The 23622-nt window shown below is 72.5% G+C and carries 20 protein-coding genes and 1 rRNA gene; 14 read left to right on the plus strand and 7 right to left on the minus strand.

Annotated elements, in window-relative coordinates:
* Window positions 1-88, plus strand: a 5S ribosomal RNA gene (rrf, locus tag AC069K_RS35440); the annotation flags it as partial.
* 68 nt (window positions 89-156) lie between these two features.
* Here the strand turns inward: rrf and AC069K_RS35445 are convergent.
* The gene (locus tag AC069K_RS35445; protein ID WP_365103113.1) at window positions 157-543 is read right to left on the minus strand and encodes a VOC family protein; all 387 of its coding nucleotides are present in this window, start codon (window positions 541-543) and stop codon (window positions 157-159) included.
* Between the two features lie 75 nt (window positions 544-618).
* Between AC069K_RS35445 and AC069K_RS35450 the strand changes: the two genes are divergently transcribed.
* The 3 genes from AC069K_RS35450 (at window position 619) to AC069K_RS35460 (ending at window position 3518) form a co-directional block, all read left to right on the plus strand.
* Window positions 619-1254, plus strand: a complete 636-nt coding sequence (locus AC069K_RS35450; protein WP_478622928.1) for a nucleoside/nucleotide kinase family protein — start codon at window positions 619-621, stop codon at window positions 1252-1254.
* An 82-nt stretch (window positions 1255-1336) separates the two neighbouring features.
* On the plus strand, window positions 1337-2296 hold the full coding sequence (locus tag AC069K_RS35455; protein WP_478622930.1) for a hypothetical protein: 960 nt from the start codon (window positions 1337-1339) through the stop codon (window positions 2294-2296).
* A 91-nt stretch (window positions 2297-2387) separates the two neighbouring features.
* Window positions 2388-3518: an aminopeptidase P family protein gene (locus tag AC069K_RS35460; protein WP_478622932.1), complete on the plus strand. Its 1131-nt coding sequence runs from the start codon at window positions 2388-2390 to the stop codon at window positions 3516-3518.
* A 24-nt stretch (window positions 3519-3542) separates the two neighbouring features.
* Here AC069K_RS35460 and treZ read toward each other — a convergent pair whose 3' ends face one another.
* On the minus strand, window positions 3543-5294 hold the full coding sequence (gene treZ / locus AC069K_RS35465) for a malto-oligosyltrehalose trehalohydrolase (RefSeq protein ID WP_478622934.1): 1752 nt from the start codon (window positions 5292-5294) through the stop codon (window positions 3543-3545).
* 117 nt (window positions 5295-5411) lie between these two features.
* On the opposite strand from treZ, the gene AC069K_RS35470 reads away from it, so the two are divergent.
* Window positions 5412-6761 (plus strand): GH1 family beta-glucosidase, encoded by a 1350-nt coding sequence (locus AC069K_RS35470; protein ID WP_478622936.1) that lies wholly within the window; start codon window positions 5412-5414, stop codon window positions 6759-6761.
* 16 nt (window positions 6762-6777) lie between these two features.
* On the opposite strand, the gene AC069K_RS35475 is transcribed toward AC069K_RS35470, so the two are convergent.
* Window positions 6778-7740, minus strand: a complete 963-nt coding sequence (locus AC069K_RS35475; RefSeq protein ID WP_478622938.1) for a GNAT family N-acetyltransferase — start codon at window positions 7738-7740, stop codon at window positions 6778-6780.
* Between the two features lie 159 nt (window positions 7741-7899).
* Here AC069K_RS35475 and AC069K_RS35480 point away from each other — a divergent pair, with 159 nt between their 5' ends.
* The 3 genes from AC069K_RS35480 (at window position 7900) to AC069K_RS35490 (ending at window position 10257) form a co-directional block, all read left to right on the plus strand.
* Window positions 7900-8454, plus strand: coding sequence for a DUF1707 and FHA domain-containing protein (locus AC069K_RS35480; protein WP_365103097.1), 555 nt, complete (start codon window positions 7900-7902; stop codon window positions 8452-8454).
* 56 nt (window positions 8455-8510) lie between these two features.
* The gene (locus tag AC069K_RS35485; RefSeq protein WP_478622941.1) at window positions 8511-8999 is read left to right on the plus strand and encodes an N-acetyltransferase family protein; all 489 of its coding nucleotides are present in this window, start codon (window positions 8511-8513) and stop codon (window positions 8997-8999) included.
* Window positions 9000-9171: 172 nt separating this feature from the next.
* Window positions 9172-10257, plus strand: a complete 1086-nt coding sequence (locus AC069K_RS35490) for a cytochrome P450 (protein ID WP_478622943.1) — start codon at window positions 9172-9174, stop codon at window positions 10255-10257.
* Here the strand turns inward: AC069K_RS35490 and treY are convergent.
* The 3 genes from treY to glgX form a co-directional block, all read right to left on the minus strand.
* A complete protein-coding gene (treY, locus tag AC069K_RS35495) occupies window positions 10193-12631 on the minus strand; it encodes a malto-oligosyltrehalose synthase (protein ID WP_478622945.1) in 2439 nt (812 codons plus the stop codon). The genes AC069K_RS35490 and treY overlap by 65 nt on opposite strands.
* Window positions 12632-12732: 101 nt before the next feature.
* On the minus strand, window positions 12733-12999 hold the full coding sequence (locus AC069K_RS35500) for a hypothetical protein (protein WP_478622947.1): 267 nt from the start codon (window positions 12997-12999) through the stop codon (window positions 12733-12735).
* Between the two features lie 46 nt (window positions 13000-13045).
* Window positions 13046-15166, minus strand: coding sequence for a glycogen debranching protein GlgX (gene glgX / locus AC069K_RS35505; RefSeq protein ID WP_478622949.1), 2121 nt, complete (start codon window positions 15164-15166; stop codon window positions 13046-13048).
* Window positions 15167-15542: 376 nt separating this feature from the next.
* On the opposite strand from glgX, the gene AC069K_RS35510 reads away from it, so the two are divergent.
* Both AC069K_RS35510 and AC069K_RS35515 read left to right on the plus strand, forming a co-directional pair.
* The gene (locus AC069K_RS35510) at window positions 15543-16778 is read left to right on the plus strand and encodes an SAV2148 family HEPN domain-containing protein (protein ID WP_358834955.1); all 1236 of its coding nucleotides are present in this window, start codon (window positions 15543-15545) and stop codon (window positions 16776-16778) included.
* Window positions 16779-16865: 87 nt separating this feature from the next.
* Window positions 16866-17588: a 3'-5' exonuclease gene (locus AC069K_RS35515; RefSeq protein ID WP_365103081.1), complete on the plus strand. Its 723-nt coding sequence runs from the start codon at window positions 16866-16868 to the stop codon at window positions 17586-17588.
* 76 nt (window positions 17589-17664) lie between these two features.
* On the opposite strand, the gene AC069K_RS35520 is transcribed toward AC069K_RS35515, so the two are convergent.
* Window positions 17665-18468, minus strand: a complete 804-nt coding sequence (locus AC069K_RS35520; protein WP_478622957.1) for a phosphotransferase enzyme family protein — start codon at window positions 18466-18468, stop codon at window positions 17665-17667.
* A gap of 513 nt (window positions 18469-18981) precedes the next feature.
* Between AC069K_RS35520 and AC069K_RS35525 the strand changes: the two genes are divergently transcribed.
* The 4 genes from AC069K_RS35525 to mgt all read left to right on the plus strand — a co-directional run bounded on the left by AC069K_RS35525 (window position 18982) and on the right by mgt (window position 23325).
* Window positions 18982-19926 carry a carbohydrate ABC transporter permease gene (locus AC069K_RS35525; protein WP_478622951.1) on the plus strand — a complete coding sequence of 315 codons (945 nt, stop codon included), beginning with the start codon at window positions 18982-18984 and terminating at the stop codon, window positions 19924-19926.
* A 2-nt stretch (window positions 19927-19928) separates the two neighbouring features.
* Window positions 19929-20768, plus strand: coding sequence for a carbohydrate ABC transporter permease (locus AC069K_RS35530; protein ID WP_365103124.1), 840 nt, complete (start codon window positions 19929-19931; stop codon window positions 20766-20768).
* Window positions 20768-22060 carry an ABC transporter substrate-binding protein gene (locus AC069K_RS35535; RefSeq protein ID WP_478622953.1) on the plus strand — a complete coding sequence of 431 codons (1293 nt, stop codon included), beginning with the start codon at window positions 20768-20770 and terminating at the stop codon, window positions 22058-22060. Before AC069K_RS35530 ends, AC069K_RS35535 begins: the two co-directional genes overlap by 1 nt.
* A gap of 65 nt (window positions 22061-22125) precedes the next feature.
* Window positions 22126-23325 (plus strand): macrolide-inactivating glycosyltransferase, encoded by a 1200-nt coding sequence (mgt, locus tag AC069K_RS35540; RefSeq protein WP_478622955.1) that lies wholly within the window; start codon window positions 22126-22128, stop codon window positions 23323-23325.
* The last annotated feature ends 297 nt before the right edge of the window (window positions 23326-23622 follow it).

The following is a 23622-nucleotide window of genomic DNA, read 5'->3' on the forward strand; positions in this document are numbered from 1 at the left end:
CGGTTACATTCCGAACCCGGAAGCTAAGCCTTTCAGCGCCGATGGTACTGCAGGGGGGACCCTGTGGGAGAGTAGGACGCCGCCGAACAAATTTTGGGAAAAGCCCCGTACCGGTCTCCGGTACGGGGCTTTTCTGCGTTTACCGGCTTTGCAGGGTCACGCCGGCTGGAGCAGGTCCCATCGGTTGCCGTAGAGGTCCTGGAACACCGCGACCGATCCGTACACCTCGTGGCGCGGCTCCTCCAGGAAGCGGACTCCGGCCGCCGTCATCCGGGCGTGATCGGTGGCGAAGTCCTCGGTGTGGAGGAAGAAGCCGACCCGGCCGCCGGTCTGTGCGCCGACGCTCGCGCGCTCGGCGTCGTTCTTGGCGCGGGCCAGCAGCAGGGACGCGGTGCCGGTGCCGCGCGGGCGCACCACCACCCAGCGGGAGCCGTCCCCGCGATCCGTGTCCTCGACCAGTTCGAAGCCGAGGGCGTCGGTGTAGAAGGCGATGGCCTCGTCGTACTCACGGACGACGAGCGTGATCAGGGCAATATGGGACATGCTTTGAGGTTATACGTATGACTGTCGCCGTGCCAAGCCGCCATGGACGGACCACGGCCACGAGAGAATGCCCGGATGGAGATCGCTGCGTTTGACCGTCTCGTCGCGCGTGCCCGGTTGCTCGCCGTCCCCGGCCACCGGCGCGTCCTCGGTATCGCCGGGGCGCCCGGGTCCGGGAAGTCGACCCTGGCCGCTCGGCTGGTCGAGCGGCTCGGCGGGGTCGCCGTGCTCGTCCCGATGGACGGCTTCCACCTCGCCGGGGCCGAACTCGACCGTCTCGGGCGCGCCGACCGCAAGGGCGCCCCGGACACCTTCGACGCCGCCGGATACGCCGCCCTGCTCACGCGGCTGCGGGCACCCCAAGCCGGCAGCGTGGTGTACGCGCCGGCCTTCGACCGTTCGCTGGAGGAACCGGTCGCCGGGAGCATTCCGGTCGGCCCCGAGGTCCCGCTCGTCGTCACCGAGGGGAACTACCTCCTCCACGATCAGGACGGCTGGGCCCCGGTCAGGGCCCTGCTCGACGAGGTGTGGTTCCTGGAGATCGACGGCGAGGAGCGGGTGCGCAGGCTCGTCGAGCGACATGTGCGGTACGGGAAGGCCCGCCCGTACGCCGAACGGTGGGTCAGGGAGTCCGACGAGATCAACGCGCGCGTGGTGGCGGGTGGCCGGGACCTTGCCGATCTTGTCGTCAGTGAGGAGGGGGCTGGGTAGGCTCGGCCTTCACCGGGCGTGGGAACGGCGTAAGGATCTACCGCGGGGCTACCGTGTGCCCGTGTGACGGAAGGCAGCTGACGTGGGGATATTCCGACGGGGGCCGAAGCGGGACCGGAGCGACGCGCCCCGGGACGCGGAGTTCGGCTATTTCTCGGCAGACGAGGGCGCGCGGTTCCGTGCCCGGGTGCGTGAGGCGTTCGCCGAGCAGGGTCTTGAAGTGACCGTCTACGCGGACTTCGTGAAGGACAGCGGCGGTCGTCAGTTCGGCCTGGCCAACCTCGCCGCGGTTTGCCACAACGACCGCCGGGGGCCTCGTGTGTGGCCGGAGCTGATTCGTCGCCATGTCGGCATGGTGCTGCGCACCATGGACGGTCCCTCCGCTCTCGACATCCTGCCGCCCGAGCAGATCCGCGCTCAGCTCTACCCCCGGGTGATCAGTGAGAACGGGCTCGACCCGCAGACCTTCAGCTACGCGCGCGGTGTCGCACCCGGGCTGTACGAGATCCTCGCCCTGGATCTGCCGGAGAGCGTCATGATGCTCACCGACGAGGCGCTGGAGCCCCTCGGTCACGTTCCCGACCTGCGCGCGCAGGCGCTGCGCAACCTCGGGGAGCTGCCGGTCGAGTCGCACGAGACCGTCAAGGGCGAGGACGGCATGCGGTTCGAGGTGGTCGTCGGCGACTCGTTCTACACGGCCAGCAGGGTGCTCGCCCTGGACGTCCTGGTGCCGCGGCTCACCGGGCGCGAGCTGACGTCCGACGGGGCGCTGGTCGCCATGCCGTTCCGGCACCAGTTGGCCTTCCACGCGATCCACGACTCCGGAATGATCCCCGCGCTCAACGCCATGGCGTCCTTCGCGGCGGCGGGTTTCGAGGACACGCCGGGTGCGATCAGCCCGTTCGTCTACTGGTGGCGGGACGGCACGCTCACCCAGCTCAGCGACCGCGAGACCGAGGGCGACGGCCTGCGGATCGTGGTCGGCGACGACTTCCAGGAACTGCTCGAACGGCTGGTGGGGGACAGCCAGGAGGGCGCCTGACCGGCGGGCGGCCGAGTGCCGAGCCCGGGGAGCATCGTTTTTCCGGATTCCCGATCGCCTGCCCGGCGGTGGTAGGGGCAGGATGGGGCCCATGCCTCTTACCACCGCTCCCGCGCCCTTCACCGCCGACGACTACCGGGCCAGGATGGCCCGGGCCGCCGAGTCCGCCGCCGAGGCGGGGCTCGCGGGCGTCCTCGTCGCGCCCGGGCCCGACCTGGTCTACCTGACCGGGTATCAGCCGACCGCGATCACCGAGCGGCTGACGGTGCTGGTGCTGGCCGCGGGGCGTGAGCCGGTCCTCGTCGTACCGAAGCTGGAGGCGCCGGACGCCGAGCGCGCCGCCGGCGCCACCGCCCTCACCCTGCGCGACTGGACCGACGGCATGGACCCGTACGGCGTGACCGCGCCCCTGCTGGAGGCCGGCGGCCGGTACGGCGTCAGCGACAACGCCTGGGCGATGCACCTGCTCGGCCTCCAGCAGAGGCTGCCCGGAACGTCCTACGCGGCCCTCACACAGGCGCTCCCGATGCTCCGGGCGGTCAAAGACGGGCCCGAGCTCGCGCGGCTCCAGGCGGCCGGTGAGGCCGCGGACAGGGCGTACGAGGAGATCCTCAAGGTCCGGTTCGCCGGGCGCAGGGAGACGGACGTGGCGGCCGACCTGGCCGCGCTGCTCATCGAGTTCGGCCATGCGCAGGTGGACTTCACGGTCGTGGGCTCCGGCCCCAACGGCGCCAACCCGCACCACGAGGCGGGCGAGCGGACCATCGAGCGGGGCGACATGGTCGTCCTGGACTTCGGCGGCCTCAAGCACGGCTACGGCTCGGACACCACCCGTACCGTCCACGTGGGTGAGCCCTCCGCAGAGGAGCAGCGCGTCCACGACGTCGTACGGGAGGCGCAGCGGGCCGGGTGCGCGGCGGTGCGGCCGGGGGCGGCCTGTCAGGACGTGGACCGGGCGGCGCGCGCGGTGATCGAGGACGCCGGATACGGTGAGTACTTCATCCACCGCACCGGCCACGGCATCGGCGTGACGACCCATGAGCCGCCCTACATGATCGAGGGCGAGGAGCAGCCGTTGGTGCCCGGCATGTGCTTCTCCGTGGAGCCGGGGATCTACCTGCCGGGCCGGTTCGGCGTGCGGATCGAGGACATCGTGACGGTCACCGAGGACGGCGTGCGCAGTTTCAACAACACCGCGCGCGAGATGGCGCTCGTCCACTAGCCGTGCGGTCGACGGGCCGGGCGGTCAGGAGCTCGCGGGGCCGAGCACCGCGCACGACTCGGGCGGCAGCAGGAACGCGCCGTCCGGGCCGGGCGGTTCCACCTGCTCCCAGGCGGCCAGCACTCGGCAGTTGTTGCGTCCCAGGGGGATGACCGCGGCCTCCTTACCGAGGTTGACCACGGTCCGCAGGTCGCCGCGCCGGAACATGAGCCAGCGCGCCTCCTCGTCGTGGACGACCTTGACCGCGGCGATGTCCGGGTCGGTGAGGTCGGGGCGGGTGCGGCGCAGCGCGATCAGCTGCCGGTGCCAGTCCAGTACGCGCGCGTGGTGCTCCTTCGCGGGCTCGTCCCAGTCAAGGCACGAGCGCGCCCGGGTGGCGGGGTCCTGCGGGTCGGGGATGTCCTCCTCGGCCCACCCGTGCGCCGCGAACTCCCGCCGCCGGCCCGTACGCACGGCCTCGGCGAGCTCGGGGTCGGGGTGGTCGGTGAAGTACTGCCAAGGAGTGCGGGCGCCCCACTCCTCGCCCATGAAGAGCATCGGGGTGTACGGGCCGGTCAGCACCAGCGCGGCGGCGCCGGCGAGCAGCCCGGGGGACAGGGCGGCGGAGAGCCGGTCCCCCAGGGCCCTGTTGCCGATCTGGTCGTGGGTCTGCGCGTAGGCCAGGAAGCGGTGCGCGGGGGTCCTGGCGCGGTCGACGGGGCGGCCGTGGGTGCGGCCGCGGAAGCTCGAATAGGTGCCGTCGTGGAAGAAGACCCGGGTGAGGGTTTTGGCCAGGGCGGCGATCGGGGCGCGCGCGAAGTCGGCGTAGTAGCCCTGGGACTCGCCCGTGAGCGCGGTGTGCAGGGCGTGGTGGAAGTCGTCATTCCACTGCGCGTGCAGCCCCAGGCCCCCCTCCGCGCGCGGGGCGGTGGTGCGCGGGTCGCACTGGTCGGACTCGGCGACCAGGAAGAGCGGGCGGCCCAGCTGGACGGACAGGACGTCGACGGCGGTGGAGAGCTCTTCGAGGAACGGCAGCGCGCGCGTGTCGTACAGCGCGTGCACGGCGTCCAGGCGCAGCCCGTCGAGCCGGTAGTCGCTCAGCCAGGCGAGCGCGCTCTCCAGGAAGTACGCGCGCACCTCGTCCGATCCCGGCGCGTCCAGGTTGACGGCGGCGCCCCAGGGCGTCTGGTGGGTGTCGGTGAAGTACGGGCCGAAGGCGGGCAGCTGGTTTCCGGAGGGGCCGAGGTGGTTGTGGACCACGTCGAGGACGACCCCAAGGCCGTGGGCGTGCGCCGCGTCGACGAAGCGCTTCATCCCTTCCGGGCCTCCGTACGGCTCGTGCACGGCCCAGGGCGCCACGCCGTCGTACCCCCAGCCGTGCCGCCCCGGGAACGAGCACACCGGCATCAGCTCGACATGCGTCACCCCCAGTTCCGCCAGATGGGCGAGGCGGGCGGCCGCGGCGTCGAAGGTGCCCTCGTCGGTGAAGGTGCCGACGTGCAGCTCGTAGAGGACCCCGCCGGACAGCCTGCGGCCCGCCCAGGGGTGCTGCCAGGCGTAGTCCTCGTGGACGACGACGGCGCTCAGCCCCTCCGGCCCGTCCGGCAGGCGGCGCGAGCGCGGGTCCGGCAGCGGGCGCCCGCCGTCCAGGGCGTACCCGTACCGGTCGCCGTCCCGGGCCGCGGCCTCCGTGAGCCACCATCCGGCCCGCACCGGGTGCGGCTCCATGTCGTGGGCCGCGCCCTCCAGCTGGAGGGCGACCCGGTCCGCCCGCGGCGCCCACACCTCGAACAACATGCCTGATACCTCCCGTTGCCCGCGCACCGTCAAACCGTGGAACAGGGCCTCCATCGTCCGCGGAATGCGGGAGCAAGGTCTGGAGGTTGCGGTTACCCGCCATTAAGGTCCACATCCATGACCCTGCCGCCGTTCCCGCACGGCTTCCTCTGGGGAGCCTCCGCCTCAGCCTTCCAGACCGAGGGGGCCGCCGCAGCCGAGGGCAAGGGCCCCTCCGGATGGGATGCCTTCGCCGCCGAGCCGGGGCGTCTCAAGGACGGCGCGGACGCGTCCCGGGGCACCGGCTTCCACGCGCGCTACCGCGAGGACGTGGCCCTGCTCGCCGGGCTCGGCGCCGGCGCCTTCCGCTTCTCGGTCAGCTGGCCGCGGGTCGTCCCGGGCGGCAGCGGCCCCGTCAACCAGGCGGGGCTCGACTTCTACGACCGGCTCGTCGACGAGCTGTGCGCCCACGGCATCACCCCCGCGCCGACGCTGTACCACTGGGACACCCCGCTGGAGCTGGAGGAGGCGGGCGGCTGGCTCCGGCGCGACACCGCGTACCGGTTCGCCGACTACGCGCGCGTGGTGGCCGAGAGGCTCGCCGACCGCGTCCCCATGTGGATCACCGTCAACGAGCCGGCCGAGGTGACACTGCTCGGCTACGCGCTCGGCGAGCACGCCCCCGGCAAGAAGCTCCTCTTCGATGCCCTCCCGGCCGCCCATCACCAGCTGCTCGCCCACGGCCTGGCCGTCGGGGCGCTGCGCGACGCCGGCGCCCGCTCCATAGGCCTGGCGCTCTCGCACACACCGGTGTGGCCCGCGGGCGAGAGCGAGGAGGACCGTTTCGCCGCGGACCTCTACGACACCATTACCAACTGGCTGTTCGCGGACCCCGTCCTCACCGGGCACTACCCCGACGAGAACTTCGCCGCCCTGATGCCGGGCCCGGTCGCGGACGACCTCGCCGTCATCTCCGCCCCGCTCGACTGGTACGGGGTGAACTACTACAACCCCACGCGCGTGGGCGCGCCCGCACCCGAGGCCGTCGACTCCTTCGCCGGTTTCACCATGCCCGCCGAACTGCCGTTCGGGATCAGGAAGATCGAGGGGTACGAGACCACCGCCTTCGGCTGGCCGGTGGTCCCCGAGGGGCTGCGCGAGATGCTCCTCCTACTGAAGGCGCGCTACGGCGACCGGCTGCCGCCGGTGTACATCACCGAGAACGGCTGCTCCTACGACGGCATCGAGGACGCCGGACGCGTCCGCTACCTGGACGGGCACCTGCGCGCCCTGCACCGCGCCATGGCCGAAGGCGTCGACGTACGGGGCTACTTCGTGTGGTCCCTCACCGACAACATCGAGTGGATCGAGGGCGCCGCCCAGCGCTTCGGCCTGGTCCACGTCGACTACCCGACGCTGCGGCGCACCCCGAAGGACTCCTACCGGTGGTACCGGGACATGATCCGCGCCCAGCGCGCCGCCGGGTGAGCCCCGGGGAAACGTCTCAGCCCTCGCCCGGCCACACCATGTTGATCGCGCACCCGAAGGTCACGTACCCCGCGCGCGCGAAGGCCTTGGCCATCGGCACGTTGCCGAAGTCCGTGGCGGCGCGGATGCGCGGGACGTCCTGCGCGGCCAGGACGCGGGTTCCCTCGGCCAGGATGTCGTCGATGTGGCCATGGCCGCGGTGGGCGGGCAGGACACCGATGTACGCGATGATCGGGTGGTAGTTGTTGCGCGCCGGGACGACGAAGCCGACCGGGCCGCCGCCGTCCGCGAGTTCGGCTATCCGCCACCACTCCCGGGGCGTCCGGTACGTCGCGAACTCCTCGTCGTACATCAGCTCCGCCGACGCGCGCGGAGTCATCGTCCGCAGCTCCGTACGGCTGTGCTCGTCGAGCGTGCCCTCCAGGACCAGCTCCATCAGCGACAGCAGCTCCTCGCGGTCGGTCGCCGGGCGGAACACGAGCCGCGTGGACGGCTCCGGGACCGGCGTCCCCGGCCGCCACTCCAGGCGCAGCCGTTCCACCAGGAGCTGTCCGCCGGTCGCGGCCACGATGTCCATGCGGGTCTCGACGACCTCGCGCGCGTGGGCGTCCTCGCGCCAGTCGCCCGGTGTGAAGCGGCCGTACTCAGGGCGCGGGGCGCCCCGCGGGATCACCGCCGCCGTCGCGGTCTCCAGCAGCTCCACCCCCACGGCATGGCGTTCGGCGGGCGGCAGCGAGTCGTCGACGTCCAGGAAGTCGAGGAGGAACGGGTCTTCGTGGTCCGGCGGGGTCCACCACGACAGGCGGGCGAGCACCCGCTCCCCGCGCAGCGCGACCCACATCCAGGCGGGCCGCCGGCGGCCGGTGGCGAGATCATCCTCGACCTCGTGGTCGAGTACGTAGGAGAGCTGTTGGAAGAGCCCGAGTTCCTCGGGCCCGGCGAGCGGACGGAAGGTGACGTCCGACGCGGTTGTCGTCAAGGGGTGCCTCTCATCGGCGGTAACGGTGGCCAGACCGTAGCAATCGCGCATGGCTCTCCGACAAGGGTTTTCCTCGCAGGTCAGAGGGCGGGACGGGGAACGGACGCCAAGTGCGCCCCTGCTGGACACGCCGAGCCCGTCGGCCCGACAATCTCTGCTGTGACGTCGTCCTTCCCGTTCCACACGTATCCCGCTCCCGCCCGGCCGTCGGACGCCGAGCGTGACCGGGCGCTCGACCTGCTCAAAGAGGGCGCCGCACAGGGAAAGCTGTCGCACGACACGTTCCTGCGCCGGATGGAACTCGCCCTGTCCGCGCGCCGCGCCGACGAACTGGCCGCGCTCACCGCCGACCTGGACACCCAGAGCCGATGGTCGAAGGCGCTGTACGGGGCCGTGAGCCGGGTCTCCGGGTTCAGCGTCACGATGCGCCGCGCCTGGCAGTCCGAACGGCTGCCCAAGCTGCTCTTCCCCGTACCGGGCCCGTACCCGCTGCGGATCGGCCGCGACCCCCACAACGGGCTGCGGCTCAGCCACGAGACGGTCTCCCGGGTGCACGCCGAGCTGACCCATCAGTCGGGCGTCTGGGTGCTGCGCGACCTCGGCTCCACCAACGGCACCAGCGTCAACGGACGCCGGGTGACGGGCGCGGTCGTGGTCAACGACGGCGACCAGGTGAGCTTCGGGCGGATGAGCTTCCGCCTCGCCACGCACTGACCTGCGCGAACGCCGCCGCCGGGGACGTTGTCAGTGGGGCCCCTCATGATGGCGGTATGAACGACGACCAGCGGCCCCGTGTGCGCCCCGCCCGCCCCACCGACCTGCCGCGCCTGGCCGAACTCGCGGCGGAGCACGCGGTGTACGAGAAGGCCGCGCCGCCCGCGCCCGATCTCGCGGACCGGCTCGCAGCCGTGCTGTTCGGCGCGGAAAGATCCCGCGCCCGCTGTTTCGTCGCCGAGATACCGGGCGGCGAGGTCGTCGGTTACGCGAGCTGCGCCCCCGAGTTCTCCACCTGGCAGGCGCGCGAGTACCTGCACATGGACTGCCTCTTCCTGCGCGACGGCCACCGGGGTCTGGGCCTCGGCGCCCTGCTGGTCGACGCGGTGGCCGCCGAGGCCCGGGCGCTGGGGATGGCGCAGGTGCAGTGGCAGACGCCCGTCTGGAACGAAGGGGCGCGGCGGTTCTACGACCGCATGGGCGCGACCGCCAGCGAGAAGCTGCGGTATGCGCTGCCTGTTGCTGGGGAGGGGGCTTCGGCGTAGGCGACCGGCTGAGTAGGCGACCGGCCGAGTGAGCGACCGGCCGAGTGGGCGACCGCGCGGTCTCCTGGGGGGCTCACCCGTTCGGCCGTCCGCCGATCGCGTCGGCGGGGCCGGGGTGGTCCGCTGGGGGCAGCCGCGCCCGCCCCGGGCGCCGACCGGGGGAGGACGCCGCATGCCGGTCGAGCAGGGCGAGCCGAGCGCACCGGTGCCGACGGGGTCGCCGCCTCGGGCCGTGCCCTCGGTGCGGGGTGCCGGGACCGGACCCGAGGAAAGAGTGGCGGCTGCCGTTCTCGCCACGCCCTCCCTCCTCGGCCCCGAGGCCGCCCGGGACCGGTACGGCTTCTACCGCACCCTGCGCGAGACGTACCCCCTGGTGCGGGACGACCGGCTCGGGGCGTGGCTCGTCAGCCGGTACGGGGACGTCACCGCCGCCTTGGCCGATCCGGAGCTCGTCCGGCCTCGGCGCGGGCCGTGCTGCTGGCCCGGTGAGGTGTGGTGCGCGGGGTCCGGGGAGGAGGTGGACGACGAGGCGTTCGCCGTGCTCAGGGAGGTGTCCGAGCGGGCCGCCTACGTGCTGGCGCGGCGGCTCGCCCCACGCGAAACGGCGGACCTGGCCGGCGAGTTCTGCCACTGGCTGCCCGTGGGGACCGCCGCCACCGCTCTCGGACTGTCCTGCGCGGAGCTGACGCGCGGCAGCCGCGTCAAGGGCCGGCGGGCGGGCCCGGCCGCGGCCCTGGCCGTGCTCTGCGCCGACCGGTCCGCCCTGATCGGCAAGGCGCTCGCCTCCCTCCTCGCCAACCTTCTCGACCACCCGCGGGAGTGGGCGGCGGTCGCGAGTGCGGCGCCCGGGGCCCTCACCGCCGTCTGGGGCGAATCCCTGCGCAGGAATCCCCCCGTGCACGTCGTGCTGAGACGGGCGCGCCGGGAGACCCGGACAGCCGGCGGCACGGTGCCGGCGGGCGACGCGGTCGCGCTGCTGGCCGGGGCCGCGAGCCGGGACCCCGACCGGTTCACCGACCCGGACCGGTTCGACCCGCGCCGCACCGCCGCGGCCCCGCTCGCCTTCGGGCCCCGGGAGTGCCCGGCCGCGCGCGTGGCCGCGCTGCTGGCGGAGTGCGCCGTACGCGCGCTGGGCGAGGCCATGCCGGGGCTCCGGTGGGCCGAGGGATTCCGGCCCACCGAGACCGGGCTCCTCACGCGGGCCCCGCGGACCCTTCTCGTACGACCTCCTGGCCGACCCGCTCGTCGACCCGCCTGAGCAGCGCGACCGGACGGTCGGCGAACAGATCGCTCAGCTTCACCGTCCCCGTGAACTCCCGGCCCGAGCGCGCGGAGCCGCCGGAGAGGCCGCCGTGCAGAACATCCGCCCATGCCCCCTCCGGCAGCGCCAGCGCCGTCGCGCCCCAGCCGCCCGACTCGGCCAGGCGCAACGAGAGCCGGGTCACCGCCGTCACCACTTCGCCGGAGCGCGAGAAGGCGAGGCAGTGGTCGGCGGCCGGCCCGTCGGCGGTCAGCGCCTCGTACGTACTGAACTCCCCGAACACCTGCGGAAGTTCCCGCCGCAGCCGCAGAGCGGCCACCGACAGCTCGCCCTTCTCGTCCGGGAGCGGGTCCAGGCCCTCCTGCGGGAAATCCACCGGCCGGCGGTTGTCGGGATCGACCAGTGTCAGGCACTCCGACTCCGTGCCCTGGTACACGTCCGGCACGCCCGGCATGGTCAGCTGCACCAGCGCGGCACCCAGCACGTTCGCGCGCGTGGCCGACGCCACGCTGCGGGAGAACTCCGCGATCGGTGCCGCGAGCGCCCCGGCGGGTCCCGAGGCGGCGAAGTCCGTCAGCGCCCGCTCGTACGCGGGATCCTGCTCCGTCCACGTGGTGTGCAGGCCCGCCTCGCGGGCGGCCTTGAGCAGCGCGCCGCCCAGCCGGTCCCCGGCCAGGCCGGTGCCGCCGAGGCCGACCGCCGTCTGCCAGGCCGCCCAGGCCAGCTGGGGATCCGGCGCGGGGGGCGCCGACAGCCGTCCGAGCAGAGACCTCCACCGCTCCGGACACTCGGACAGCACGGCGATCCGGGCCCGTACGTCCGCACTGCGCTTGGTGTCGTGCGTGGAGAGGACCGTCCCGCTCGCGGGCCAGTCGCGGGCGATCCTGGCGCAGTACGCGTGGAACTCCTCGGGGGGCACGGCGGGCTGCCCGGGCTCGCCGCCCACCTCGTTGGCCGAGAGCAGGGCTACATATCGATAAAACGCCGTGTCCTCCAGGGACTTGGCGCGCAGGGCCGAGGACGTCTGGGCGAAACGGGCCTGAAAGGCGTGGAGTTCCAGGCCCTCGGCGCCGCCGTCGGCGGCCTTCCTCGCGCCGTGGCGCCCGAGCAGCAGCCCCCGTACCGCGTCGACGGCCGCTGCCTCCTCGGGGACGACGAAGGCCTCCCGCGCCTCCCGCGCCATCTCCTCGGTCAGCACCTCCTCCGCCCTGGTCCGGTACGGGCGGTACACCGGCATCCGGACCAGCAGCTCGCACAGGGCGAGGCGCAGGGCCCACGGGGCGTGGTCGCGCAGGTCCGGGATGCGGGCGCACAGGCGCGCCGCCGCGCGCGTCAGACGGTCCACCTCGGCGGCGAGGTCATGGGTGACCACCTCGTACGCGGCGCGCCGCGCGGTCGGCTCCCAGCTCCCGCCCCGGTCACCGTCGTGCCCGATGAACTCCCGGTAGTGGTCGAGAAGTTCCCGGTGGCCGACGGGATCCACGAAGAGTCCGTCGATCCGGTGCAGCGCGTCGTAGCCGGTCGTCCCCGCGACCGCCCAGTCGGAGGGCAGCGGCTCGGCGCGGGCGAGGATCTTCTCCACCACGGTCCAGGCGCCGCCGGTCGCCGCGTTCAGCCGCCGCAGATACGCCTCGGGGTCGGCGAGGCCGTCCGGGTGGTCCACGCGCAGCCCGTCCACCACTCCGTCCCGGACCAGCTCCAGCACTTTGGCGTGGGTCGCGGCGAAGACCTCCTCGTCCTCGACCCGGACGCCGATGAGGTCCGAGATGGTGAAGAACCGGCGGTAGTTGAGTTCGGTGCGGGCCAGGCGCCACCAGCCGAGCCGGTACCACTGGGCGTCCAGCAGCTCGGGGAGGGGCAGCCCCTCCGTCCCGGCGCGCAGCGGGAACTCATGCGCCTCCCCGTACGCCAGTACGCCTTTCTCCGCGTCCACGGTCAGCCGCTCCAGCTCGCCCCCGAGCGGCCCGCCGAGGACCGGCAGCAGCACCTTGCCCCCGTTCGCGGTCCAGTCGATGTCGAACCAGGGGGCGTACGGCGAGTCGGGTCCTTCGCGCAGCACCTCCCACAGCTGCCGGTTGTGGCGCGGCGCCGCCGCCATGTGGTTCGGGACGATGTCGAGCACCAGGCCGAGCCCAGCCGCCCGCGCCGTGCGGGCGAGCCGCCGCAGCCCTTCCTCGCCGCCCAGCTCCTCGCGTACGCGCGCGTGGTCGACGACGTCGTAGCCGTGCGTCGACCCCGGCACCGACTCCAGGACCGGCGACAGATGCAGGTGCGACACCCCGAGCGAGGCCAGGTACGGCACGGCACGCTCGGCGGCACGGAAGGGGAAGTCCGGCTGGAGCTGCAGCCGGTAGGTCGCAGTGGGTGTCATACAAACGTACGTACCCCGTAGTGCGGCTTCTGTGCCTTCGGCCCATGGGTCCGCACCCGTCTGCCGCGTCGGCTTCGCCCGATGTCCGGAGCGCCGCACACCTATCGCGAGGTCATCGCCCTCACGGGCCCGCTGCTGCCGGTCGTCTCCTTCCTCGGGCGGCTGCCGACGGCCATGTGGCGGCTGGGCAGTGTGCCGCTGGTCGCCGAGGCCAGCGGCAGCCTGGCCACCGCCGGGCTCGTGGGCGACGTGCTCGCCCTCGCGCTGTCCGGGCGGCCGGCGCAGGACCACGGGCCGGTGGCCGCCTTCGCCGTCATGGTGGTGGCGGCGGTCCTGTGCGCGGCCCTCTCGTGGTCCGTACGGGGCATGGCGGGGCCCGTCCGTCCGGAGGGACCCCGCCCGCCCCGCAGGCGCTCAGGCCGGGCGCCGCAGCACCGTCAGACTCCGCCCCACCAGGGTGACCCGCTCGCCCGCCGTGACCTTGGCGCCCTCGCCCGGCGGCACCCCCTCGCGCCGGCCGGTGTCGACCACCACCTGCCACTGCCGGCCGTGGTTGACCGGCACCAGGAAGTCGATGGTCTCCGCGCTCGCGTTGAACATCAGCAGGAACGAGTCGTCCGCGATGCGCTCGCCGCGCGGGCCGGGCTCGGAGATGGCGTTGCCGTTGAGGAAGACGGTGAGGGCCTTGGCGCTCGCCGACTGCCAGTCCTGCTGGGTCATCTCCTCACCCTCGGGGGTGAACCAGGCGATGTCCGAGAGCTCGTCGTGCGTGCCCTCCACCGGCCGGCCGTGGAAGAACCGGCGGCGCCGGAACACCGGGTGGTCGCGCCGCAGCCACACCATCGTCCGGGTGAAGGCGAGCAGCGTCCCCTCGGGGTCGCTGCCCGGGTCGGGCCACTTCACCCAGCTCAGCTCGCTGTCCTGGCAGTAGGCATTGTTGTTGCCGTGCTGGGTCCGGGCGAACTCGTCGCCGTGGCTGAGCATCGGCACGCCCTGCGACAGCATCAGGGTGGCGATGAAGTTGCGCATCTGGCGCTCGCGCAGCTCCAGCACGCCGGGGTCGTCCGTATCGCCCTCGACGCCGCAGTTCCAGGACCGGTTGTGGCTCTCGCCGTCCCGGTTGCCCTCCTTGTTGGCCTCGTTGTGCTTGTCGTTGTAGGCGACGAGGTCGTGCAGGGTGAAGCCGTCGTGGCAGGTGTGGAAGTTGATGCTGGCCAGGGGGCGCCGTCCGTCGTCCTGGTAGAGGTCGGAGGAGCCGGTGAGCCGTCCGGCGAACTCCGCGAGCGTCCGTGGCTCGCCCCGCCACAGGTCCCGCACGGTGTCGCGGTACTTGCCGTTCCACTCGGTCCACAGCGGCGGGAAGTTGCCCACCTGGTAGCCGCCCTCACCGACGTCCCAGGGCTCCGCGATCAGCTTCACCTGGCTGACCACCGGGTCCTGCTGCACCAGGTCGAAGAACGACGACAGCCGGTCCACCTCGTGGAACTGGCGGGCCAGCGTCGCCGCGAGGTCGAAGCGGAAGCCGTCCACGTGCATCTCGGTCACCCAGTAGCGCAGCGAGTCCATGATCAGCTGGAGGACGTGCGGCGAGCGCATCAGGAGCGAGTTCCCGGTGCCGGTGGTGTCCTCGTAGTAGCGCGGATCGTCGGCCAGCCGGTAGTACTGCGCGTTGTCCAGGCCCCGGAAGGAGAGCGTGGGGCCCAGGTGGTTGCCCTCGGCCGTGTGGTTGTAGACCACGTCCAGGATGACCTCGATCCCGGCCTCGTGCAGCGCCCGTACCGCCTGCTTGAACTCCAGGACCTGCTGTCCCCGGTCGCCCCAGGAGGCGTAGGCGTTGTGCGGGGCGAAGAACCCGATCGTGTTGTAACCCCAGTAGTTGGACATCCCCTCGTCCGCCAGCCGGTGGTCGTTGACGAACTGGTGGACCGGCATCAGCTCCAGGGCCGTCACCCCCAGCTCCGTCAGATGGCCGATGACGGCCGGGTGCGCCAGGGCCGCGTAGGTGCCGCGCATCTCCGGAGGCAGCTCCGGATGGAGCATCGTCAGGCCCTTCACATGGGCCTCGTAGAGCACCGTGCGGTGGTACTCGGTGCGCGGCGGCCGGTCGTCGCCCCAGTCGAAGTACGGGTTGACGACGACGGACGTCATGGTGTGCGGCGCCGAGTCCATGTCGTTGCGGGAGTCGGGGCGGTCGAAGTAGTAGCCGTACACCGCCTCGCCCCATTCGATGCTCCCGCTGATGGCGCGCGCGTAGGGGTCGAGGAGCAGCTTCGCCGAATTGCAGCGGTGCCCGTTCTGCGGCTCGTACGGCCCGTGCACACGGAAGCCGTAGCGCTGGCCCGGCATCACCCCGGGCAGATACGCATGGCGTACAAAGGCGTCGCTCTCGCGCAGCTCAACCGCCGTCTCCGACCCGTCGTCGTGCAGAAGGCACAACTCGATCCGCTGGGCGGCCTCCGAGAAGACCGCGAAATTGGTCCCGGCGCCGTCGTACGTGGCGCCGAGTGGGTACGCCTGTCCCGGCCACACCTGCATGGGCAAGACTCTTCCACTTCTGTTCCGGGTACTGAGGGGCACTTGACGCAGATCCTCCCGGAAAAGAAGTCCGTCCCCTAGGACGCCGGAGTGCTCCGGAGGGTGATCCCCACAGCGGTTACCCCCGTTGGGCGACCGGTACCCCGGTCGATCCGGACGGCCTGCGCGGCCCGATCCGGCCACCGGCCGACGCCCTCCGGGGCCCCGGCGCAGGTCGGGACGGTATGAATCAGCTCACTCGCCCCGAACGCCCCGTGCGGAACCGATCACGTCGACAAGGGAGTTGGGAAACAGCCTCTCCATCCGGCTGCACCGCCTCCTGCTCGCGGAGTACTCTTCCTTGATCGTTGGAGGGGGACCGGAAGGCGGTGCGCGGGTGAGCTCGGGAGGGCTGGAGCTGCCCCCTGGTGACACGGGTCACGAGGGGGAGTCCGGCGACATCCCGCCCGGCGCGGTGTCCGTGGCGCGTCCGGTGGAGATCGGGGCGGAGCTGGACTGGGGCACGGACGACTGGAGCGAGGTGCGCACCCGCGCCCAGCGGGCCGGGCGCGCCTACATCTGGCTGAACCTGGTGGAGCAGCGGCTGCGGGCCGTGGTCGCGGCGGTGCTGCGTCCCATCTACGAGCCGGTCCACGGCGACGACTGGGTGGTCGCGGCGGCGGGTCCGGCCGGGCAGGAGTGGGTGCAGCGGGCCGTCGCCGTACGGGAGGTCTCGCGCCGCAAGGGCTATCTGCTCGACCCGGCCGACGACAACGTGCTGAGCTTCCTCACCCTGCCGCAGCTGCGCGAGCTGATGGTGCAGCACTGGCCGTGCTTCGAGCCGTACGTGGACGACCGGCGCGACGTGGAGCTCGCCCTGGACGAGCTGGAGGTCGCGCGGAACGTGGTCTCGCGCAACCGCGCGCTCAACGAGGCGGTGCTCGCCCAGGCCGAGCGCGCATCGGCCCGGCTGCTGGACGTACTGGGCGGTGGCGCGGGCGCGCCCGCCGCACACCGGCTGCCCATCGACGCGGTCGAGGACCTGGTGGGCGACCGGTACGCGGACGTGGTCTCGGTCCACTCCGACCGGGTGCGGCTCCAGCGCCAGCTCCCCGCCGAGGACCTGTTCAGCCACGCCCGCCGGCTCGACGCCATAGGGATCGGCCTCAATCTGCTGGTCCAGAACTACTCGGGGCGCCGGCTCGTCCGTCTGGCCGAGTCGGGCTGCCGCGTCCGGCTGCTCTTCCTGAACCCGGCCAGCAGCGCGGTCAAGCGGCGCGAGCGCGAACTGGGGCTGAAGAAGGGCGAGCTGAGCCGGTCGGTCGAGATGAACATCCTCCACATGCGCCGGGTGCGGGCCCGGCTGCGCGACCCCGGGGCCTTCGAGATCCAGGTGTTCGACGAGACTCCCCGCTTCACGGCGTACCTGGTCGACGGGGACGGCACCGACGGTCTCGCGGTCGTCCAGTCGTATCTGCGCCGGGCGCGGGGGATGGAGGCGCCGGTGCTGGTGTTGCGCGGAGGCGCGCGGCGGGAGGTCGTACGCCCCGACCAGGATGTTGAACACGGACTTTTCGCGACATACCGCGAGGAGTTCGAGTCGATGTGGGCGGATTCGCGGCCTGTGTCCTGACCCTCCCGCGGGCTGTCCGGACCCCGTTGTCAGTGCTGCGTGCGAGGCTGTTCGTCACTGGGGGAGAGCACCAAAAGGGAGGGCAAGATGGGGTGGCATCGCGAACCGTTGGTCGGATTCGACCTGGAGACGACCGGTACGGACCCGCTGGAGGCACGGATCGTGTCGGCCGCGATCGTCGGCGTCAGGGGCGGAGAAGTGACCCGGCAGCGGAACTGGCTGGCGGATCCGGGCATTCTGATCCCGGCACAGGCCTCGGCGATCCACGGCATCAGCAACGAGCGGGCGGCGTCCGAAGGCCGCCCGGTGCGCGAGGTCGCCGACGAGATAGCGGAGACGATCACGGGCTACTGGGCGCGGGGAGTGCCGGTCGTGGCCTACAACGCGGCCTTCGACCTGACGCTCCTGGAGGCCGAGCTGCGGCGCCACACCCTGCCCTCGCTCACCGACCGGCTCGGGGGCGCGCCCCTGGGCCCGGTCGTCGATCCGTACACGATCGACCGTGCGGTCGACCGCTACCGCAAGGGCAAGCGGACGCTGGAGGCGGTGTGCGGGGAGTACGGAGTGGTGCTCGACGGCGCCCATGAGGCGGGCGCGGACGCGCTGGCGGCGGTCCGGGTGGCCGTGGCGATAGCCGACCGCCATCCGCAGGTCGCGGGCCTGCGCCCGGCGGAGCTGCACGAACAGCAGATCGAGTGGTACGCGGCGTGGGCGGCCGACTTCCAGCAGTTCCTCCGCCGCAAGGGCACACCGGACGCGACGGTCGACCCGGCGTGGCCGATACGGGAACTGGCCCCGGCCCGGGGCTGACAGGGAACCGTCGGCGGCCGGGGCCCGCCGACGCCACGGGACCTGGCCGCACCTTCCCGGCGGATGGCGGGCCCGTTCAGAACGGGTACCAGCGGACCTCGGGGTCCCCGTCCCGCAGGGAGGCGACCCGACGGCGGAACTCGTCGAGCGCCTTGGGGTTGGCCGGTGCGTGCTGGGCGACCCAGGCGCAGCTCGCCGTCTCCCGCGCGCCCCGCAGCACCGCGCACCCCTCCCACTCCCGCACATCCCATCCGTACGCCTCGGTGAACGCCTCGTACTGCTCGTCCGGCAGCCCGTACCGGTCCCGGGAGAGAGCCATGACCACCAGGTCGTGCTCCCGGAAGTCGGCGGAGAAGGTCTCCAGGTCGACCAGGACCGGACCGTCGGGCCCGACATGGACGTTGCGGGGCAGCGCGTCGCCGTGGATGGGGCCGGGCGGGAGGTGCGGGGTGAGGGCGGCGGCCGCGTCGGCGAAGCCGTCCCGGCGGGCGCGGAGATAGGCCGCGTCGGCGGGGTCGATCGCGTCCCCGGCCAGCCGCAGCCAGCGCTCCACCCCGCCGAGCAGGTCTCGGCGGGGCAGGGTGAACGCCGGGGCGGGCAGGGCGTGGACGAGCCGCAGCAGCTCGGCCAGATCGCGCGGGCCCGCGGGGCGGACGGCGGCGGGCAGCCGGTGCCAGAGCGTCACGGGGTGGCCGTCCACCAACCGGGGCGCGGGCTCGGCCGCCCGCACCGCGGGGACGCCGCACCCGGCGAGCCAGCCGGCGATGGCCAGCTCGCGCTCGGCGCGCGCCAGGAGTTCGGGGTGCTCGGTCGCGTCACGGCCGACCTTGACCACGAGGTCGCCGACGGCGAAGACGGCGTTCTCACCGAGGGCGAGCAACTCGGCGGGGGGTCCGGCGGGCGCCGTGGAGGGGGTGTTGGCGGGAGCGGCTGCGGCGGGGGCGTTGTCGGCGGGGCCGGCCGTGGCTGGGGTATCGGTGGAACCGGCCGAGGTGGAGGCATCGGCGGGGCCGGCCGTGGCGGAGCCATCGGTGGAACCGGCCGCGCCTGGCGGGCTGGCCGCGCCTGCCTCGCTGACCGCGCTCGCCGGGCTGGCCGCGCCCGCCCCGCTGGCCGCATCCGCCCGGCTCACCGCACCCGCCCCGGCCCCGCCGAACCCCGCTGCCCCCGGTCCCGCCCCCGTCCCCGGCCAGCTCGCGTCGAGTCTCGCCGCGGCCAGTACTTCGCGCGCTCGTGCCTCGTCCACTGTTCACTCCCGGTGATCGTTCCGTACCGGGCAAGTCTCGCATTCACGCAGGTCGTCTTGGTGAGGAGGCAGGTCGTCTTGACGAACCCACGGACCGTCAGCACGATGACGGGGGTCATTCGGCAATCCCGGCAAAGGGGTCGAACAATGACATGGGGCACTGTATCGGCGCGGTCGGGGGGACGTGGGAGACGGTTGCGCGAGCGCCCCGGCCCGGGCAGACCCCCGGACCACGGGGCCTGGTTCCTGGTGCTGCCCGCGCTGATCCCGATCCTCGTCCTGAGCGTGGGACCGCTGCTCTACGGCGTCGCCCTGGCCTTCACCGACTCCCAGGCGGGCCGCACCGCGCCCACCGAGTGGACCGGGCTGCTCAATTTCCAGGACCTGCTCCACGACACCCTGTTCTGGGAGTCGTTCCGGATCGGGCTGCTGTGGGCGGTCGGGGTCACCCTGCCGCAGTTCCTGCTCGCCCTCGGACTCGCCCTGCTGCTCGACCAGAACCTCCGCTTCCGGTGGCTGGCGCGGGCGCTCGCGATCATCCCCTGGGCGATGCCGGAGGTGGTCGTCGGCATCATGTGGCGGCTGGTGTACAACCCGGACGCCGGGATCCTCAACGAGACGCTCCACGACCTCGGGCTCGGTGGCGGCCGGGACTGGCTCACCGGTCTCGGCACCGCCCTGCCCGCCGTGATCGTCGTCGGCGTCTGGGCGGGACTGCCGCAGACGACGGTGGCCCTGCTCGCCGGCCTCCAGAACACCCCGCACGAACTGCACGAGGCCGCCGCGATCGACGGCGCCGGCGCCTGGCGCCGCTTCTCCACGGTGACCTGGCCCGCCCTCAGACCCGTGGCGCTGGCGATCACCGCGCTCAACTTCATCTGGAACTTCAACTCGTTCGCCCTGGTCTACGTCCTGACCAACGGCGGCCCCGGCGGGAAGACCCGGCTGCCCATGCTCTTCGCCTACGAAGAGGCCTTCCGGTACGGCCAGTTCGGGTACGCGGCCGCGATGGGCTGTGTGATGGTCGCGGTGATCTCGGTGTTCCTGGCGTTCCATCTGGCGGCGCGGCTCGGCGGAGGTGAGGACCGATGACGATGACGACCCGTACGCGACCGCTGGGGCGCGCCGGACAGTATCTGGCGCTCCTCGGCTATCTGGTCTTCCTCGCGTTCCCTTTCCTGTGGCTGCTCTCCACGGCCTTCAAGCCCGCGCGCGAGCTCGGTTCGCTGCACCCGACCTGGATCCCCAGGGACCCCACCCTCGACAACTTCCGGCAGGCCTTCGACGAACAGCCGCTGCTGCGCGCGGGGTTCAACAGTCTGGTGGCGGCGGTCTCGGCGGCGCTGATCGCGGTGGTGGTGGCGACGCCGATGGCGTACGTGATGGCCCGTCGGCGCGGCAGACTGGCGACGGCGGCGACCGGCTGGGTGGTGGTCAGCCAGGCGTTCCCGTTCGTCCTGCTGATCATCCCGCTCTTCCTGGTCCTCAAGCGCCTCCATCTCGTGAACTCGGTGGGCGGCCTGGTCATGGTGTACGTGGTGTGGTCGCTGCCCTTCGCGCTGTGGATGCTGGTCGGCTACGTCCGGGCGGTGCCCCTGGAGCTGGAGGAGGCGGCGGCGGTCGACGGGGCGGGGCGGCTGCGCACGCTGGTCTCGGTCACCGCGCCGCTGCTCGCCCCCGGCATCGTCGCCACCGCGCTCTTCGCCTTCATCACCGCGTGGAACGAATTCTTCTTCGCGCTCGTTCTTCTGAAAACACCCGAGAAACAGACGCTGCCGGTCGTCCTCACGCACTTCCTCGGTGCGGAGGGGGCCGCCGACCTCGGCCCGCTCGCGGCGGCCGCCTTCCTCGCCACGCTGCCGTCGCTGGCCGTCTTCGCCGTCATCCAGCGGCGCATCACCAGCGGAATGCTCGCCGGGGCGGTGAAGAGCTGATGCGCGCACGTCTGCTGACGCTCGCCGGAGTGGTGCTCGCCCTGCTGCTCTCCACTCTTACCGGCTGCTCGGGCAGCGGCACGGCCGACGACGGGAAGATCAAGCTCCGCTTCCAGTCGCTGGCCTGGCAGAAGGAGTCGGTGGCGGCCACCAAGGAGCTGGTGAAGGAGTGGAACGGGGCACATCCGCAGATCCAGGTCCAGTACGTGCAGGGCAGTTGGGACACCGTCCATGACCAGCTGCTCACCTCGTTCGAGGGCGGCGAGGCGCCGGACGTCATCCATGACGCCTCCGACGACCTGGCCGACTTCGCCTACGGCGGCTACCTCGCCGATCTGCGCCCCCTGCTGCCCACCGCACTGAAGCAGGACATCCCGGAGCGGAGCTGGGAGACGGCGACCTTCGGCGAGGGGGTGTACGGAGTGCCGTTCCTCCAGGAGCCGAGGGTGCTGATGGCCAACACCAGGATCCTCAAGGTCTCGGGGGTGCGGGTACCCACCTCCCAACAGCCGTGGAGCTGGCAGGAGTTCCGTCAGGTGGCGAAGAAGCTGACCGCGCGGGGGCGGTACGGGATCGCCTGGCCGCTCAAGGAGCCCGTGTCGCTCACCCTGAACCTGGGCCTGTCCGCCGGAGGGCGCCTGTTCCACCGGGAGGCGGACGGCAGGGCGCGGGTGGTGTTCGAGGAGGGCGACGCGACCGTGCCCTCGGTGATCCACGACCAGGTCGGCGTCGACGGGAGTGCCGCGCGGACCACGCTCGGCATGGGCGGCTCCGACATCCTGCCGGGCTTCTTCGGGGGTCGGTACGCGATGGCCGCGCTGGGCTTCTCGTACCGTCAGCAGATCGTGCAGCAGGCGCCCGAGGGGTTCGAGTGGACCGTGCTGCCCGCCCCGGCGGGGAGCGGGGGACTCGCCCAGGGAGTCAGCCCGCAGACGCTCTCGGTGGCCGAGGACAGCCCGCACAAAAGGGAGGCGGCCGCGTTCATCGGCTTCCTGCTCCAGCCGCGCAACATGGTCCGGCTCGCCCAGGGCGACTGGATGCTGCCGACGGGGGTGGCGGCCCTGAAGGACCCGGCCCTGCACACCGGGCGCCATGGCTGGGCGACCGGCGCCGCCCTGGCGGACGCGCTGCGTCCGGCTCCCGCGCAGTCGGTGCGCGGGTACCCGGAGTGGAAGGACAAGGTCGCCACCCCCGCCCTCCAGCAGTACTACAGCGGCGCGATCGACCTGGCCGAGCTGCGAAAACGTCTGGTCAAGGACGGGAATCGGGTGCTGGCCCGCTATCAGCGCTGAAACGGGAGGAGGCAGGTGCCGTAAATGCATTGCACGAGACGTCTCGTCTCGCCTAGCGTGCGGTCATGACCGCAACCAAGCGTGCCCACATCGCCATGTTCTCCATCGCCGCCCACGGGCACGTGAACCCGAGCCTGGAGGTCATCAGGGAGCTCGTCTCCCGTGGCCACCGGGTGAGTTACGCGATCCCGGAGTCCTTCGCCGCCAAGGTCGCCGCGACCGGGGCCGAGCCGGTGGTCTACCGGTCGACGCTGCCGACCGAGGACCACCCCGAGGCGTGGGGGACCGAACTCATCGACAACATCGAACCGTTCCTCGACGACGCCGTCCAGGCGCTGCCCCAGCTGTCGGCCGCCTTCGAGGACGACCGGCCCGACCTGGTGATCAGCGACATCACCTCCTACCCGGCGCCGGTCCTGGCGCACGGCTGGGGCGTGCCCTACATCCAGCTCTCGCCGAACCTGGTGGCGTGGGAGGGGTACGAGGAGGAGGTGGCGGATCCGATGTACGCGGAGCTGCGCGCCTCGGAGCGGGGCAAGGCGTACTACGCCCGGTACCGGGCCTGGCTCGACGAGTACGGGATGCACCACACCGACCCCGACCGGCTCGTCGGCCGTCCCGTGCGCTCGCTCGTCCTGATTCCCCGGGCCCTCCAGCCGCACGCCGACCGGTGCGACGAGTCCGTCTACACCTTCGTGGGCGCCTGCCACGGCGAGCGTGCCGAACAGCAGGAGTGGCAGCGGCCGGCGGGCGCCGAGAAGGTGCTGCTCGTCTCGCTCGGCTCGACCTTCACCGGGCGGCCCGCGTTCTACCGCGCGTGCCTGAAGGCCTTCGGGGATCTGCCGGGCTGGCATGTGGTGCTCCAGATCGGCAAGTTCGTGGATCCGGCGGAGCTCGGGGAGATCCCCGCCAATGTGGAGGTGCGCGACTGGGTTCCGCAGCTCGCCGTGTTGCGCGAGGCCGATGCCTTCATCACCCACGCGGGCGCGGGCGGCAGCCAGGAGGGGCTGGCGACCGGGACGCCGATGGTGGCGGTGCCGCAGGCCGTCGACCAGTTCAGCAATGCCGAGATGCTCCAGTCGCTGGGGGTCGCCCGCCACGTCCCCATGGAGGAGGCCACCGCCGAGACCCTGCGGGAGGCGGTCCTGGCGCTGGTCGGGGACCCCGAGGTGGCCGAGCGCGCCGAGGCCGTCCGCCGGGACATGGCCCGCGAGGGCGGCACCCGGCAGGCGGCGGACCTGATCGAGGCGGCCCTGCCGGTCTGACGCCCGGCCTCGCGGCTCCCCTCCCGTAATGCTTCGGGTGGCCCGAGCGTACGGCCCGGCCCCCGCCTACGACGCCGAAGTACGCCACGTAAGCATGACCCGCAGGCACGACCCGCAGGGCAAGACCTCCACCAGGCCCGACCCGTACGTACGCCCCCAGACACCACCCGTACGTACAACTTCACCACCCCAACGGGCGGGGGGGGGGGGGGGGGGGTTTCCCCCCCCCCCCCCCCCCCCCCCCCCCCCCCCCCCCTTCCCCCCCCCCCACCCCCCCCCCCGTCCCCTCCTCCTTTG

It is taken from the genome of Streptomyces sp. NPDC043908 (assembly GCF_056435525.1).